The sequence below is a fragment of the Dyadobacter subterraneus genome (assembly GCF_015221875.1).
Taxonomy (GTDB): domain Bacteria; phylum Bacteroidota; class Bacteroidia; order Cytophagales; family Spirosomataceae; genus Dyadobacter; species Dyadobacter subterraneus.
Genome location: NZ_JACYGY010000002.1, coordinates 393,653 through 409,634 on the forward strand (window position 1 = coordinate 393,653; position 15,982 = coordinate 409,634).

The 15,982-nt window shown below is 40.9% G+C and carries 13 protein-coding genes and 4 tRNA genes; 1 reads left to right on the forward strand and 16 read right to left on the reverse strand.

Annotation, left to right across the window (positions count from 1 at the left end; translation table 11 throughout):
- Positions 1-86: 86 nt before the first annotated feature.
- The 15 genes from rpoB to IEE83_RS27050 form a co-directional block, all read right to left on the reverse strand.
- Entirely contained in the window at positions 87-3,950 is a 3,864-nt protein-coding gene (gene rpoB / locus IEE83_RS26980) for a DNA-directed RNA polymerase subunit beta (RefSeq protein ID WP_194123882.1), read from the reverse strand.
- Positions 3,951-4,284: 334 nt separating this feature from the next.
- Positions 4,285-4,665, reverse strand: coding sequence for a 50S ribosomal protein L7/L12 (rplL, locus tag IEE83_RS26985; RefSeq protein ID WP_137340928.1), 381 nt, complete (start codon positions 4,663-4,665; stop codon positions 4,285-4,287).
- A 96-nt stretch (positions 4,666-4,761) separates the two neighbouring features.
- Positions 4,762-5,292 (reverse strand): 50S ribosomal protein L10, encoded by a 531-nt coding sequence (gene rplJ / locus IEE83_RS26990; protein ID WP_194123883.1) that lies wholly within the window; start codon positions 5,290-5,292, stop codon positions 4,762-4,764.
- A gap of 1 nt (position 5,293) precedes the next feature.
- Positions 5,294-5,992 carry a 50S ribosomal protein L1 gene (gene rplA, locus IEE83_RS26995; protein WP_194123884.1) on the reverse strand — a complete coding sequence of 233 codons (699 nt, stop codon included), beginning with the start codon at positions 5,990-5,992 and terminating at the stop codon, positions 5,294-5,296.
- Between the two features lie 33 nt (positions 5,993-6,025).
- Positions 6,026-6,475, reverse strand: coding sequence for a 50S ribosomal protein L11 (gene rplK / locus IEE83_RS27000; RefSeq protein WP_090339956.1), 450 nt, complete (start codon positions 6,473-6,475; stop codon positions 6,026-6,028).
- Between the two features lie 79 nt (positions 6,476-6,554).
- The gene (nusG, locus tag IEE83_RS27005) at positions 6,555-7,109 is read right to left on the reverse strand and encodes a transcription termination/antitermination protein NusG (RefSeq protein WP_090339958.1); all 555 of its coding nucleotides are present in this window, start codon (positions 7,107-7,109) and stop codon (positions 6,555-6,557) included.
- A gap of 31 nt (positions 7,110-7,140) precedes the next feature.
- Positions 7,141-7,332: a preprotein translocase subunit SecE gene (gene secE / locus IEE83_RS27010; RefSeq protein ID WP_137341234.1), complete on the reverse strand. Its 192-nt coding sequence runs from the start codon at positions 7,330-7,332 to the stop codon at positions 7,141-7,143.
- Between the two features lie 18 nt (positions 7,333-7,350).
- Positions 7,351-7,421 (reverse strand) — tRNA-Trp (locus IEE83_RS27015).
- Between the two features lie 105 nt (positions 7,422-7,526).
- On the reverse strand, positions 7,527-8,714 hold the full coding sequence (gene tuf / locus IEE83_RS27020) for an elongation factor Tu (protein ID WP_194123885.1): 1,188 nt from the start codon (positions 8,712-8,714) through the stop codon (positions 7,527-7,529).
- 197 nt (positions 8,715-8,911) lie between these two features.
- Positions 8,912-8,983, reverse strand: a tRNA-Thr gene (locus tag IEE83_RS27025).
- 144 nt (positions 8,984-9,127) lie between these two features.
- A tRNA-Gly gene (locus tag IEE83_RS27030) sits at positions 9,128-9,200 on the reverse strand.
- Between the two features lie 57 nt (positions 9,201-9,257).
- Positions 9,258-9,340 (reverse strand) — tRNA-Tyr (locus tag IEE83_RS27035).
- Between the two features lie 165 nt (positions 9,341-9,505).
- On the reverse strand, positions 9,506-10,624 hold the full coding sequence (locus IEE83_RS27040) for a porin family protein (protein ID WP_194123886.1): 1,119 nt from the start codon (positions 10,622-10,624) through the stop codon (positions 9,506-9,508).
- An 18-nt stretch (positions 10,625-10,642) separates the two neighbouring features.
- Positions 10,643-11,464, reverse strand: a complete 822-nt coding sequence (locus tag IEE83_RS27045) for a hypothetical protein (protein ID WP_194123887.1) — start codon at positions 11,462-11,464, stop codon at positions 10,643-10,645.
- Positions 11,445-12,035: an RNA polymerase sigma factor gene (locus IEE83_RS27050; protein WP_194123888.1), complete on the reverse strand. Its 591-nt coding sequence runs from the start codon at positions 12,033-12,035 to the stop codon at positions 11,445-11,447. Before IEE83_RS27050 ends, IEE83_RS27045 begins: the two co-directional genes overlap by 20 nt.
- A gap of 265 nt (positions 12,036-12,300) precedes the next feature.
- On the opposite strand from IEE83_RS27050, the gene murI reads away from it, so the two are divergent.
- Positions 12,301-13,110: a glutamate racemase gene (murI, locus tag IEE83_RS27055; RefSeq protein WP_194123889.1), complete on the forward strand. Its 810-nt coding sequence runs from the start codon at positions 12,301-12,303 to the stop codon at positions 13,108-13,110.
- A gap of 245 nt (positions 13,111-13,355) precedes the next feature.
- Here murI and IEE83_RS27060 read toward each other — a convergent pair whose 3' ends face one another.
- Entirely contained in the window at positions 13,356-15,881 is a 2,526-nt protein-coding gene (locus IEE83_RS27060) for a glycosyl hydrolase (RefSeq protein WP_194123890.1), read from the reverse strand.
- Positions 15,882-15,982: the final 101 nt, after the last annotated feature.

Sequence of the window (15,982 nt, forward strand, 5' to 3'; positions counted from 1 at the left end):
AGAGTCGTTTGTCTGTTAGTCGAAACTCAATTTGTATTGCATTTCTAAGCAGAGCAGCATTTCTGCCGCTCTGCTTACGACTAAAATTAGTCCAGCGTAATTTCCAATGCCAATCCACGAAGTTCGTGAACAAGTACATTGAATGACTCCGGAATATTTGGTTTCGGAAGATTTTCACCCTTCACGATAGCTTCGTATGCCTTGGCACGGCCTACAACGTCATCCGATTTCACGGTAAGGATTTCCTGAAGAATGTGAGATGCACCGAATGCTTCAAGTGCCCACACTTCCATTTCTCCAAAACGCTGACCTCCAAACTGTGCTTTACCACCCAACGGCTGTTGTGTAATAAGCGAGTATGGCCCAATCGAACGAGCGTGCATTTTATCATCAACCAAGTGACCCAGTTTCATCATGTACATAAGTCCAACTGTAATCGGCTGATCAAAACGCTCTCCGCTAAGTCCGTTGTATAGATAAGTACGCCCCCAATCCGGCAAACCAGCTTCTTTCAATTCAGCCGCAACTTCTGCTTCCGTAGCTCCATCGAAGATCGGAGTAGCATAGCGACGACCAAGTTTAAGACCTGCCCATGCAAGAATTGTTTCGTATATCTGACCAATGTTCATACGTGAAGGTACCCCAAGTGGGTTCAACACGATGTTCATTGGTGTTCCGTCTTCAAGGAATGGCATGTCTTCATCACGTACAATACGGGCAACAACCCCTTTGTTACCGTGACGACCCGCCATTTTATCTCCAACTTTCAATTTACGTTTCTTAGCGATATATACTTTTGCAAGTTTAACGATACCAGCAGGAAGTTCATCTCCAACTTCAAGCGCAAAACGGTCACGTTTGAAACGACCCATCAATTCGCTGCGAGCGTTAAGATAATTCTTCAATGCAAGAGAAACCTGGCGGTTTGTATGCGCATCTTCAGTCCATGAATCTGTCAATACATCACCGATCAAGTTTACTTCCTCAACCACTGCGTACTGGCTTTCGTCACGGTATGGGTTGTTTGCAGGGAACAAGTTCTCAGAGATATTTCTCACGTTGAACTTCATTCCTTTGCTGATCAACTCATCACCAAACTTATGCTTAACACCCTGGCTAGTTTTACCATCAACCAAAGCAACCAGTTTTTCAATGATACGTCCGCGAAGTGAAGTCAAATCACGACCGTATTTCTTCATAAGCAATTTAAGCTCGTCTTTGTGCTTAGCACGCTCTTCTTTCGTTGGACGAGAGAAAAGTTTAGTATCGATAACCACACCTTTCATAGAAGGTGGTGCTTTTTTCGAAGCATCCTTCACATCACCGGCTTTATCACCAAAGATCGCACGAAGAAGCTTTTCTTCCGGAGTAGGATCTGATTCTCCTTTTGGAGTGATCTTACCAATTAAAATATCTCCTTCTTTTACTTCTGTACCAACTTGTACAATACCGTTTTCGTCAAGATTTTTAACAGTTTCCTCGCTTACGTTAGGAATCTCAGCAGTAAGTTCTTCTTCTCCGCGTTTCGTATCACGAACTTCCAGTTCAAATTCTTCAATGTGAATAGAAGTAAAGATATCATCACGAACCACTTTCTCAGAGATTACAATCGCATCCTCAAAGTTATATCCCTGCCAAGGCATGAACGCCACCAAAAGGTTACGGCCTAATGCAAGTTCTCCACCTTCTGTACCATAACCCTGGCAAAGTGCTTCACCTTTAGAAACCCGCTGTCCTTTAAGAACCATAGGCTGAAGGTTTAAACAAGTATCCTGGTTAGTACGACGGAATTTAACAAGATCGTAAGAAACGCTGTCTTCAATAAAGCTAACAAGTTGTTCTTCCGGAGTTCTTTCGTAGCGAACAACGATTTTAGTTGCATCTACATATTCAATTACACCGTCACCCTCAGCTACTACCAATGCACGTGAATCCATCGCAACACGCTTTTCAAGGCCAGTTCCAACGATTGGCGCTTGTGGGCGCAACAATGGAACACCCTGACGCTGCATGTTCGATCCCATCAAAGCACGGTTGGCATCATCGTGTTCAAGGAAAGGAATAAGAGAAGCTGCAACCGATACAATCTGATTAGCTGCAACGTCCATGTAAGATGCCTGCGATGGATCAACCATCGGGAAGTCACCTTCAAAACGCGTCTTGATTTTATCTACCGTAAAGTTTCCTTCTGCATCAACCGAGGCGTTAGCCTGAGCGATGTATTTAGAATCTTCTTCTTCGGCAGTCATATAGATAAGTTCGTTCGTCAGCTTTCCGCCGCTGTCGATCACACGGTAAGGAGTTTCAATGAAACCCATTCCGTTAACCTTGGCAAATACGCAAAGAGATGAAATCAAACCAATGTTTGGGCCTTCAGGCGTTTCGATTGTACACAGACGACCGTAGTGCGTGTAGTGAACGTCACGAACCTCAAAACCTGCTCTTTCACGGGAAAGACCACCAGGCCCCAGCGCAGACATACGTCTTTTGTGGGTAATCTCAGCCAATGGATTCGTTTGATCCATGAATTGTGACAACTGGTTGGTTCCAAAGAAAGAGTTAATAACAGAAGAAAGCGTACGCGCGTTGATCAAATCAACAGGCTTGAAATCTTCATTATCACGTACGTTCATACGTTCTTTGATGGTACGAGCCATACGAGCCAAACCTACACCGAACTGTGCATAAAGTTGTTCTCCAACTGTACGAACACGACGGTTTGACAAGTGGTCAATATCATCGACAACTGCTTTCGCATTAATAAGACCGATCAAATACTTAACGATTGAAACGATATCACCAGTTGTCAGAACGCGAACGTCAAGACTTGTGTCAGAACCTAATTTTTTGTTGATACGGTAACGTCCAACATCACCAAGGTCATAACGTTTATCACTGAAGAACAAGCTTTGGATTACATCTCTTGCCGTTTGTTCATCCGGTGCTTCTGCGTTACGAAGCTGGCGGTAAATTTGCTCAACAGCTTCCTTGTCGGAGTTTGAGCTATCTTTTTGCAGCGTATTATAAATGATATTATAATCCGCAACATTCATGTCTTCTTTATGAAGGATCACTGACTTCTGGCCAGATTCCACGATAACTTCGATATCATCAGGAGTGATTGTTGAATCACGCTCTAACAATACTTCGTTACGCTGGATAGAAACTACCTCACCGGTATCTTCATCCACGAAATCTTCTGTCCAGGTGCGAAGAACTCTCGCAGCCAAACGACGGCCAACAGCTTTTTTCAAGTTTGTAGGTGTCGCTCCGATTTCTTCAGAAAGTCCGAAGAGATCAAGGATATCCTTATCAGAACCAAAACCGATGGCTCTTAAAAGCGTAGTAACCGGGAATTTCTTCTTACGGTCAATATAAGCATACATGACATTATTCACGTCAGTTGAGAATTCAATCCATGAACCCTTAAACGGAATAATACGTGCAGAATATAATTTAGAACCATTTGTGTGCTTGCTCATAGAGAAGAACACACCTGGCGAACGGTGTAACTGAGAAACAATAACACGTTCAGCACCATTGATTACAAATGAACCGCGATCGGTCATGTAAGGGATATTTCCTAAAAATACCTCTTGCTCAATGGTTTCAAATTCTTCATGATCAGCATCATTACATATCAAACGTAATTTTGCTTTTAATGGAACGGCATAAGTTAACCCACGATCGATAGATTCATCGACAGAATACTTTGGCGGCTCTAATAAATAATCAATAAATTCAAGCACGAAGTTGTCGCGTGAATCTGCAATAGGAAAGTTCTCAGCGAAAACTTTGTACAATCCTTCATCAGAACGATCTTCTACTGATGTATCAAGACTGAAGAAATCCCGGAATGATTGTACCTGGATTCCCAACAGATCCGGATAATCAATAATCTGATTAATCCTGGAGAAATTTTTTCTGGGAGTTGCTTTAATTGTAGCCAAGGCTATGTCTGATTTTGGGTTAGTAGAACGAAAACAAAGCGACGGTGTAACTTTTTACAACACGCAATCGTACTAATTAGTTTAAAACCTTAATCGTTTGCCTCGTAGATAAAAAGGATAGCGACCCCTTTGCTTCTTTTCTACGAGTAAAGAAGTGTTTCAGGCCAATTATCCGGAAGGAGAATTAGTTTACCGAAAATGGAATTTTATCTTCGGCCATATATACCAAACGAAAAGAAGTGTAAATTGTTTGGTCTATATGCAAAATAGGAAAAGACCTGACGAATGTCAGGCCTTGTTCCCAAGATTTTATTGATGATTGGTATAAAGCAAATTACTTCACTTCAACTTCAGCACCAGCTTCTTCAAGTTGTTTTTTCAAAGCTTCTGCTTCGTCTTTAGCAACTCCTTCTTTAACTGGTTTCGGTGCACCGTCAACAAGTTCTTTTGCTTCTTTAAGTCCAAGACCTGTAAGGTCTTTAACCAATTTCACAACAGCTAGTTTACTAGCACCTGCTGCTTTCAAAATTACATCAAAAGACGTTTTCTCTTCAACTACCGGAGCGTCACCGCCACCAGCTGGACCTGCAACAACAACTGCACCTGCAGCAGCTGGTTCGATACCATATTCGTCTTTAAGAATTGCAGCCAATTCGTTCACTTCTTTAACCGTTAGGTTAACAAGCTGTTCCGCGAAAGCTTTCAAATCTGCCATTTTTATTTTTGATTTTGTGATTATACAAATAGATGAATTTTTGAGCTCAATATTAACTCTGACCCGAGGAGCTCAACCGGGCAGATATTCAATAAATTAGTCTTCTTTCTCAGATAAAGTCTTAAGAATACCAGCCAATTTGTTTCCACCGCTCGAAAGAGCCGAGATAACGTTTTTGGCAGGAGATTGCAACAGACCGATAATCTCTCCAACCATCTCTTGTTTAGATTTAAGAGCGATCAGAACGTCAAGCTGGCTTTCACCAACAAAAACAGATGAATCAACAGAAGCTCCTTTAAATTTAAGCTTGTCACTACCTGCTTTTTTCTTGAATTCTTTAATCAGCTGTGCAGGAACTTTACCTGACTCCGGGTGAAACATTACACCGGAAAAACCTTTCAAAACTGTGTCGAAAGAAGAATAATCCGTATCTAGTGTTTCTAATGCTTTCTTAATCAGTGTATTCTTTACAACACGGTACTCAATACCACGTTCGAAGCAAAGGCTTCTTAGAACGTTAACCTCACTTACAGTCATTCCTGCAGCACTGGTGATATAGAAGTATGGCGTGTTCGAGAATTTCTGACTTAGCTCGTCAATAATTACTGCTTTCTCTTCCCGTGTCATATTATAATCCTGGAATCGTGTTTTTGTCAATAGTCACACCCGGGCTCATCGTAGAAGATAAGTGAATGCTTTTTACGTAAGTACCTTTTGCCGAAGATGGCTTAAGGCGGATCAAGGTGTTGATAACCTCAGTCGCGTTCTGTGCAAGTTGGTCTGGTCCAAAAGAAACCTTTCCTACGCTTGTATGAATAATTCCAGATTTGTCAACCTTGAAATCAATTTTACCAGCTTTAACTTCTTTCACAGCTTTAGCTACATCTGGTGTAACTGTACCTGATTTAGGGTTTGGCATAAGACCACGAGGACCCAATACTTTACCTAACTTACCCACTTTTGCCATTACACTAGGCATTGTGATGATCACGTCGATGTCAGTCCAGCCTTGTTCTATCTTTGTGATAAACTCGTCAAGACCAACGAAATCTGCTCCTGCTTCTTTCGCTTCAGCTTCCTTATCAGGAGTACACAAAACCAATACACGTACTTCCTTTCCGGTTCCGTGTGGCAATGTTACCACGCCACGTACCATTTGATCAGCTTTACGAGGATCAACGCCTAAACGAACGTCGATATCAACAGATGAATCAAATTTAGTATAAGAAATCGTCTTTAGGACCTCCGCTGCTTGTTCCAAGGTATAAGCCTGGGTTGCGTCGTATTTCGAAAGAGCGTCTTTTTGCTTTTTGGTCAATTTTCCCATGTTCTTTGTTTCTTTAGCGTAATTAAACTACGCTCAGTTGTTTTCTTCCCACGGGGCTTTGCCAGCTACGGTAATACCCATACTACGAGCCGTTCCCGCGATCATTTTCATAGCTGAATCAATTGTAAAGCAGTTTAGATCAGGCATTTTAGTCTCAGCGATCGTACGAACCTGATCCCAAGTAACTGAACCAACTTTTAGACGGTTTGGCTGAGCCGAACCAACTTTTACTTTTGATGCTTCCAGAAGAAGATTTGCGGCCGGGGGAGTCTTGATGACGAAGTCAAAAGACTTATCCTTATAGTACGTAATAACTACCGGCAATACCACACCAGGTTTATCCTGAGTACGGCCATTGAATTGCTTACAAAACTCCATGATATTCAAACCTTTCGATCCTAATGCAGGTCCGATTGGAGGTGAAGGGTTGGCTGAGCCACCTTTTACCTGAAGTTTGACGTATCCACCTATTTCTTTTGCCATTGTTTTGGAATTTGTTCGGTTCACTGATTAATCAAGCGGCTTATATGCAAGTGGAAGCTTACCCTGCCCGTTCTTTCAATCAATTATCCTTTTCTACTTGTGCGTAACTTAATTCAACGGGTGTATTACGCCCGAATATTTTTACAACTACATTGAGTTTTTTCTTCTCATCGAATACTTCTTCCACCAGACCAATAAATCCGCTGAACGGACCATCTACAACCTTTACGGTTTCGCCTTTCATGAAAGACATGTTTGGTGCTTCTTCGTGGTGTTCTGCTTCGTCAACTCTACCAAGAATCCGGTTAATTTCTGACTGGCGCAAAGGCACCGGCACTTTTGAATTCCCTTCAGCGTTTCCTAAGAAACCAATCACTCCGGGAATACTTGTAATAATGTGTAAAACCTCACCTTTTGACAAATCAGCGGAAATGATAATGTATCCTGGAAAAAAGTTCTTTTCCCGAACTCTCTTCTTTCCATTACGCATTTCGTATATCTTCTCGGAAGGAATAAGAATCTGCGGAACGAATTCTGTGAGTTTCTGCCGTGTTATTTCATTCTCGATGTAGGACTTGATTTTTTTCTCTTGTCCTGACACAGCACGTAATACAAACCAATTTAATCCACTCATACCATTCAGGGGGTGTCGCTAAAAAATAACCTTAGAAAGACTGATAAAACAGTCTGAGTGCGTTTTCAAAAACAAAGTCCATTACTCCTACCACGAAGGCAAAAATAAGTGATCCAACAAGCACTAATGTTGTGTTCGCCTGAAGCTCGTTAAAGGGAGGCCACGTAACATGCTCGGTCATTTCTTCCCAAGACGCTTTTAGAAACGAAGTAAATTTATCCATTTTTGCTTTTTGCTTATGCACGGGTGGAGAGATTCGAACTCCCATCAACGGTTTTGGAGACCGCTATTCTACCCTTGAACTACACCCGTATGTCGTGCTACCCAATCTTTCGGGCTGCAAAGATACAAACTTATTATTATAAAAAACAAGTGCATTTCAAAAGAAATGCACTTGTTTTAAATCATTTATCTTGATTAATCAAGAATTTCTGTTACCTGACCTGCACCTACGGTACGTCCACCTTCACGAATCGCGAAACGAAGACCTTTTTCCATAGCAATTTTGCTGATCAATTTTACTTCGATAGTGATGTTGTCACCTGGCATAACCATTTCAACACCAGCTGGAAGCGTGATTTCTCCAGTTACGTCCGTGGTACGGAAGTAGAACTGAGGACGGTATTTGTTAAAGAATGGAGTGTGACGTCCACCTTCTTCTTTTGAAAGTACATAAACTTCACCTTTGAAAGATGCGTGAGGTTTAACTGAACCTGGCTTACAAATAACCATACCACGACGGATATCTTCTTTGTTAATACCACGAAGCAACAAACCTACGTTATCACCAGCTTCTCCACGGTCAAGGATTTTACGGAACATCTCAACACCTGTTACAGTTGATTTAAGACCTTCTGCACCCATACCCAAGATATCAACAGGCTCACCAGAGTTGATTACTCCACGTTCGATACGACCTGTTGCAACAGTACCACGACCTGTGATCGAGAATACGTCTTCAACTGGCATAAGGAAAGGAAGATCAGTCATACGTGGAGGAATTGGAATGTAGCTGTCAACAGCGTCCATCAATTCTTCGATTGTTTTAACCCATTTTTCTTCTCCATTCAATCCACCCAAAGCAGAACCTTGGATTACAGGAATGTTGTCTCCATCGTAATCGTAGAAGCTAAGAAGCTCGCGGATTTCCATTTCAACAAGTTCAAGTAGTTCAGGATCATCAACCATATCCACTTTGTTCATGAATACTACTAGTTGAGGAACACCTACCTGACGAGCCAAAAGAATGTGCTCACGAGTTTGTGGCATAGGTCCATCAGTTGCAGCAACTACAATGATAGCTCCATCCATCTGAGCAGCACCAGTAACCATGTTCTTCACGTAATCCGCGTGACCTGGACAGTCAACGTGTGCGTAGTGACGGTTTGCTGTTGCGTATTCTACGTGCGATGTATTAATTGTGATACCACGTTCTTTCTCTTCAGGTGCGTTATCAATTGATGAGAAATCACGAAGTACTGCTAAACCCTTTTTCGCCAACACAGTTGTGATAGCAGCAGTAAGGGTAGTTTTACCGTGGTCAACGTGCCCGATAGTACCAATATTCACGTGGGGTTTCGAGCGGTCAAACGTCTCTTTTGCCATGTCCTAAGTACGCTTAAAATTTGAAGTTATTACGAATTTATTAAACACTATTCATTGATCCTGTTTAGCTTACATTTACCAAGCCCTTCAAAACCAATACACTAATTGCAAGGATCAAAATCTTTCCGGTTAACCTGAGAATCTAATTCATTCTCAAACCTCCCGTTCGAATGCTACAAATATTTCTGCATTCTCCGAGCTATTGAGGGGATTTGAACCCCTGACCTCTTCCTTACCAAGGAAGTGCTCTACCCCTGAGCTACAACAGCAAAATTTCAATATTTTCCGAAATGCTACGTTTAGCACATTCGCGTGAGAAATTATTCTCACCTTTAACAACAGCCAAAAGCGACCAGCGAAAAGGGCTTCAAAATGAATGTTTTTCGCTGATCGCTTACGGTGTCTTAAAATTGAGCGGAAGACGAGGTTCGAACTCGCGACCTATAGCTTGGAAGGCTATCGCTCTACCAGCTGAGCTACTTCCGCATTGTTTTGTGCCTTTCTTTATTCTGGTAATTATAAAGAAAACTCTGGCTCAAACTGTGGGGGCGGATGGATTCGAACCACCGTAGGCGTACACCAGCAGATTTACAGTCTGCCCCATTTGGCCACTCTGGTACACCCCCTTTCAACATTTCAACACAACCGTGAAAACCTCTTGTCTCACTTTTGGAGCTGCAAAATTATGTCCTTTTTCAATACCCTGCAACTTATTTGGAAAAATATTTTCAAAAAAATCTAGTGCCTGCCAGAAAGACAATTCTAGCAGGCACTAAATCAAGAGGTTATAATCAAAATAATTTTATCCCAAAACTTAACATTTTTACCGCAGGGCCTCGATTTGTTTCATAAAGATTGTTCAAATCATAGTTTACGAACAAATCCGGAAATCTTCGAATACCTAATTCAAAGCCAAGTCCATATCTGAGATCGTTGACAAAAAAGTTGGTTCGATTGAATTTCTTGTCCTTACTTCCCTCTTGAATCGTCTTGGAATAACTACCAATACGGTATCCTCCATAGGCTCCTGCACTTACGTGTGAAATGAATGATTTACGAAAACTTATCGTAGGCATGAAACTTAGATTGACATAAGGCACGGTAAATTTGCTTTTCTTTAAATAAACCAAATTACCGCTATCATCCTTCGCTGGTTCAAAAAAAGCCATATCCTGAGATTTTACAATTTTCATATTATCCTGAAACATTAAATTGTACCAGGAAAAGTCAATTCCAAAATCCAGATGGAGCCTCGCCTTTTGCCCGGTTGCCACGGTTGTCGATGCCACATACCCCAGACTAATATATCTTGAACCCCAAGGTTTTAAATCTGGCATTGCGTTTTCGGTTGATGGGCTGCCAGTCATCATTGGCGTATTACTTCCATAAGAATTCAGTCCCAGACTTACATTAAATCCTTTTCTTGGACTAGATCCCCAGGACGGAACATACATCTTCGCAGCTCTTCCTATCCTCTCGAAACTTCCATTAGTATCACTGTCATCGCTGGTCGTAACTGTTCCTTGCTCAATCGTTACACTCTTGTTACCATTTTTTATCCGTAGTCCTCTTCCTCCAATACGGACATAGTTTTTATCGTCACCCAAATCCGGCTTGTTTTTCAGATAATCATTCCCGCTGAATTCTTCTACAATCAGCGTGGTATCCTGCTGTGTACTATCAAGCCTCACTTTAAGATCCTTCAAAAGCGCGTTGAGATCATATTTCAGGATTTTTTCCAATTCCTTCTTATTCTCTCCGTAGATCACCATTCTGGTTTTATTACCAAAACGTACTATAATCGAATCGTTCAGACTTCCCTTATTCAGGGAGGGTTTTACATCGTTTCCTGCCCATACTTGCGTGAGCGACAGAAGTATTACAAATAGTGCAATAAAATTAATTTTCATGGCTAATAGGCGTTACCGTTAATTTTTTCTTTCACCTTTTCCTGATCCTTTTTCATCGTTAGTGTTAGGTCGGTCATCTACTCTTGCAAGAATATTTTTTGGATTAAAACCAACATCGTCCCAATCAACCGGTTCAGCTTCACGAACATTTTTCAGCTGACGGAAAACTCTGGCTAAACGCGATGGTTTCTTATCTTTAAATTCATTTTTAGGCTCTTCAATCTCGACCAAAATTGTACGGTCAGCCTTTTTATCTTCAACTTTGGCAACTTCAACCGGCTTAATGTTAATCTTTTCAGTAGCAGGTGCTTGCTGTGTTTCAATTTTATTTGCTTTGATCTCTTCAGGTTTTTCGGAGCGAATAACTGCAACCTGTATCACATCAGCATTAATGCTTCTTTCAACTGCCGATTTTGTTTCCTGATACTGATCTTTCTTCTTTACCTCCCGGATTTTCGGATCTTTTTGAACCTTTGAATTTTGTGCAATTCGGACAGAAGAATCATTTGCCGGAACATCAGCTTTTTCTGCTATCTGATCAATAGTTTCAGGTACCTGCGGAATATCTACTGGTTTAGTTTCCGGTATTGTTTTCTCAACTCTTGCCATCTCCGTCTGATTTGACAATTTTTCAGAAGTATCATTTTGGTTTTGCCATACCACATATCCGGAAATCAAAGCCATACTTACACTCGCAGCAGCATACCAAACCCAGGCGGCTATTCGTCGCGATTTATTTTTTTGTCCCTGCTGTATCCGTTCCCACGCCAGCTCCGAAGGCTGTCTTTCCAACGAAGCAAGTCTCTTTTTAAAAAGATCATCAACTGGATGTTTTTTCATATTTTAGTTTTTTTTTAGAATCATTTTCCCATTCTCCAACCATCTTTTGCAATAATGCACGTGCCCGGTGAAGCTGGGATTTCGATGTACTTTCTGTAATTCCTAATGCCTCCGCAATTTCACTGTGAGAATAACCTTCAATCGCATACAAATTGAAAACGGTTTTGTATCCCACTGGCAATTGCTCAATTAAATCCAGTAATTCCTGCGTTTCAAGATGCTGATCAGCATAATTATAGTCAGGAATATTAGCAGCCTCGTCAGACAAAATATCCTCAGGCATATTCCTTTTCTTCCGCAATAAACCAAGCGCCTCATTCACCATTATTCGCCTCATCCATCCCTCAAAACTTCCCTCACTATTAAATTGGTCAATCTTACCAAACACTTTCAAAAACCCCTCAACCATCACATCCTCTGCCGTCATTTCATCACCCACATACCGGAAGCATACGCCCAGCATACGTGGACCGTATTTTTCGTACACCTGTCTCTGCGCCTTTGCATCTCCATGCTTAAGGGCTTTGACGAGTTGTGCCTCCTGATTGAAAAATGATAAAATTCGACCCATTCCTAATGTTGTTTCAATAGTAAGATGTTAAAAGGTATCCCAGAGGTTGCATGTGACTATCAGGTTTTTACAAATATTTATGAGTTTTTGGTATTTTATTATTTGAATACAAACCAGCAACAGGTTAAGTGTTTGATTTTCAATATTTTAATAAACTAATAATTTTCAATAATATTTCCATGAATAATAATTTTTCAATTCAAAAGGAATATTTCAAACGTTCATTTAGCTTTATGGCATTATAGTACAATATCAGATTAACCAAATGCTTGACTCATCAGCTCCTATCGGAATATTTGACAGTGGTATTGGCGGCATGACCGTCGCCAGTGCGGTAACGCGTCTTTTGCCGAATGAAAATACCATTTATTTTGGAGATACTGCTCATTTGCCTTACGGCGATAAATCCACTGCATCAATTCAGGCATATTCAATCAAAATCTGCAATATGCTTTTGCAGCAGAATTGTAAATTAATTTTGATAGCCTGTAATTCTGCTTCCGCGGCGGCTTTTGAACTTGTACGGGAATATGTGGGAAGTAAGGCAAAAGTATTGAATGTGATTGATCCAGTTGTGGATTATATTAAAGAACATTATGACGGTAAGACGGTTGGACTTATTGGTACCAAACAAACTGTTTTATCCAATGTTTATAAGAAAAAAGTAGATGCTCTGGATAAAAATATTCATCTGAAATCATTGGCAACTCCGTTACTCGCACCGATGATTGAAGAAGGTTTTTTTGATAATAATATCAGTGAAAGTATTATTGACAGCTATCTTTCCGATCCGTCTTTGGATGCAATTGAAGCGTTAATTCTGGGTTGTACGCATTATCCTCTGATCAAAAATCAGATTTGTAAATATTACGAAAATGATGTTGAGATCCTTGATACTTCTGAAATCGTGGCGCATTCACTCAGGGCTTGGCTGGAACAACATTATCTGGTGAATGAAAAAGGGACAGGAAAACGTCAGTTTTATGTTTCTGATTATACGCTTTCTTTTGAGCAGTCAACCAATATTTTCTTTGGCCAGCAAATTCAGCTGGAACACTATCCGCTTTGGGAGTAACCATCGCAGAAATCCAGGAGACTCCGATGGAGTCACAGCTAACGTTAGAATTCTATTGCTATAAACAGGATGCTCCAATGGAGCAATAATATCGCTTGAAGGCAATTGATATTAAATTTCTGTTTATTATTCTCGAATTGCAACCACAGCGTGGCTTCCTGTTTATAGTAAAAACCTAGATATTCCTGATATTGGCTCCATCGGAGCCTCCTAGGCATATTAACAAAAACTCATTCGGACAATCTTCAATATAAAAATCTCACCGGACCCAACAATCCTGACGGCATTGGCTGCCAGCCCGCAGCATCAAATTTCTTGTACGTTATGTCAACGATATTGATGTCGTAGAATTTCTTCCAGTCAGGTGCCTTTTTATCTCTCAAACGCATAAAATTTGCTGAAAGGTTGGTTACCTCTATTTCGAGTTTGTTTCCCTTTTCCTTTAACAATTCTGGAATAATTTTCAATTGAAAAGGAATTGACCAGGCAATGCCAACATCTTTTCCATTCAATTTCACAGCAGCTACTTCCCGGACATCACCCAAGTCCAGTGCTATCATTTTTGATGCAACAATTTCAGCATTTAAATCAAAGGAAACCGTGTAACGTGCAGTTCCCGAGAAATAACGCGCCGTATCAGAAAGCGTAACCCACGAAGCAGGTTTAAGAAGTTTTCCCGAAGCCGGAATTGAAGGTCTGCCTTTCAAAAAATCAACTTTCCAGGTTCCTGCGACTTGCAGTTGTTTTGTAGAAATAAAAACAGTAACTGATTCGCCGCTATTAGTTGATTCCCTTAGAAAACAAGATTGACCAGGTTTTAAAGAAAGAAAAATTTCATTGGTGTTATTTTCATTACGATGAGGCAAATTAACAGATGTATTTGTGAGCGGATCATACTGTTCAACTCGCGCTGTCAGTTTCCCGGGACTTATCCAACCTTCCTGAAAAGTGTTACCAACATTAGCTACAAAATATACAGGTTTGCCATATTGAGATTTTCTTATGAATGTCAATCCAAGTTTCGCCCATTTTTCCTGGACAACACCCTGTTTAATCAACGCTGCTTCCCAATCTTTCTCAACCAATACATTTCGTTTCAGACTGGTTAATTCTTCAAGTTTTGAATCAAACAACTTTTGTCTTGTCTCATTACTATTGTAGCCGGTTATTTTGTTAGGAACATGGTCTGCAAAAACAATTTTTGCTCCGTTCCTGGCCAATTTTAAAAGCTGCGAAAGAGTTTCATCCGGCATATAGGTTGAAGGCGGAATAATGATGGTTTTATAAACCGAGGAACCAGAGCTCAGATTTCCGTCTTTATCCACAGATAATCTGGTTAACTGACGGTCCGAAATGTAATCAAAAGTATATCCCTCCTTCCAAAGCTTGGTTGTCAGCTGACCAAACGGTAATTGTAACAACCAACGATCTACATGATGTACTTCTAAAAGATGTACTCCACCAGCAGATTTCGCCGGCGTTGACCACAGGTCATGGATTGGAAAATAGACGAGAATATCATTGTCAGGTTTACTTTCCTGCAACAACGTCTGACAGCGCTCTACATATTGATTTAATAAATAAAAATGCTCAGCGAAATGTGAGGACGGCCCAAAATTGGTTGAAGCGTAAAATAGCCATCCCGGATATGTTTCTGCAACCGGGGAGTAAGTCGTGCCGTGATAAAAAATATGATTAATTCCGGCCGTAAATAATTCATCAATCTGCGGCTTGACCTGCGATAAAGAAACCTTAAAATGATTGGCAAGCCAGGTTCCTGTTTCAGAACTTACAAGTTTTTTTCCGGAGAAATCAGCCGCCGAAGATGCAAACTTCATTGCAAGCGGATTTGGCGTGCCAAATTGTTTTTCAGAATAATCCGGATCAACTCTCAATCCTGGAATTGGAAATCTGCTGGTTCCGAAAGATTCTGTCTCGGGAATGTCTGCTTCGTCATATAAGTCCAGCAGATTTCCAGGAGAGCCGTGCGCCTGATATCTTGTTAAAAATCCCTTTTCCTTGCTCCATTGCGTCCAGATATGGGCATAACGCTCACGCAGTAATTCAGCCAAAGTCTGGTGGTAATCTATTTTTACCAAAACCGATTCCGGTTTTCCTGAACTGTCTGTTAAAAGTTCGGGAATGTCTTGCAATGAATAACCTCGTCGAGCTTTAAATTCTTTCAAAAAATCATCCGTCCAATTAGCTCCATAAGCTTCATACGAATCCATATACATCGACCGGGGTTTTTCCTTGGCGTGAACAAAGGCAGCCTCAAATCTTAAAAGATAATTTGACATTGCCGTTGGATGGAATGGATCAAATACTAAACCTTCTCCACCAGGAGCAGCGCGTTTTACCTCTTGCTTAGTTGGCACCACAACCCATTTATTATCCTTGAAACTAATGGTTTTGGCGCCCATTTGTTTACTGACATTCGGACCACCGAATGGCCAACCCGTTCCCGTCGTCATATCCACACCAAGTCCAAGACGCTTTCCTTCCGATACCGTATGCTGCATCACATCAAGCCAGTGATCCGTCAAAAATGGAATAAAATCAGATTCATAACCTTTCACGCCATAGATTGGTATGATGTGAACTCCCCCCAAACCCGATTTCGCAAATTGTTCCAGTTGTGCGCTGATATCCTCCCGCGTGACTGCACTTCCCATCCACCACCAATAAGTCCAGGGCTTGGCCGTAGAAATGCTTTGGGCATTACCAGTTATACTAAATAATAATAAAGCCGCTAAAATAAATAAACGCATAAAAGTCTGTTTACTAATAAAGACTATAACCTGGATTTCTACACCTACCTGTACGCACTTTTTTAACAAATTATTATTTTAATCTGACAAAAAGGTTGTCG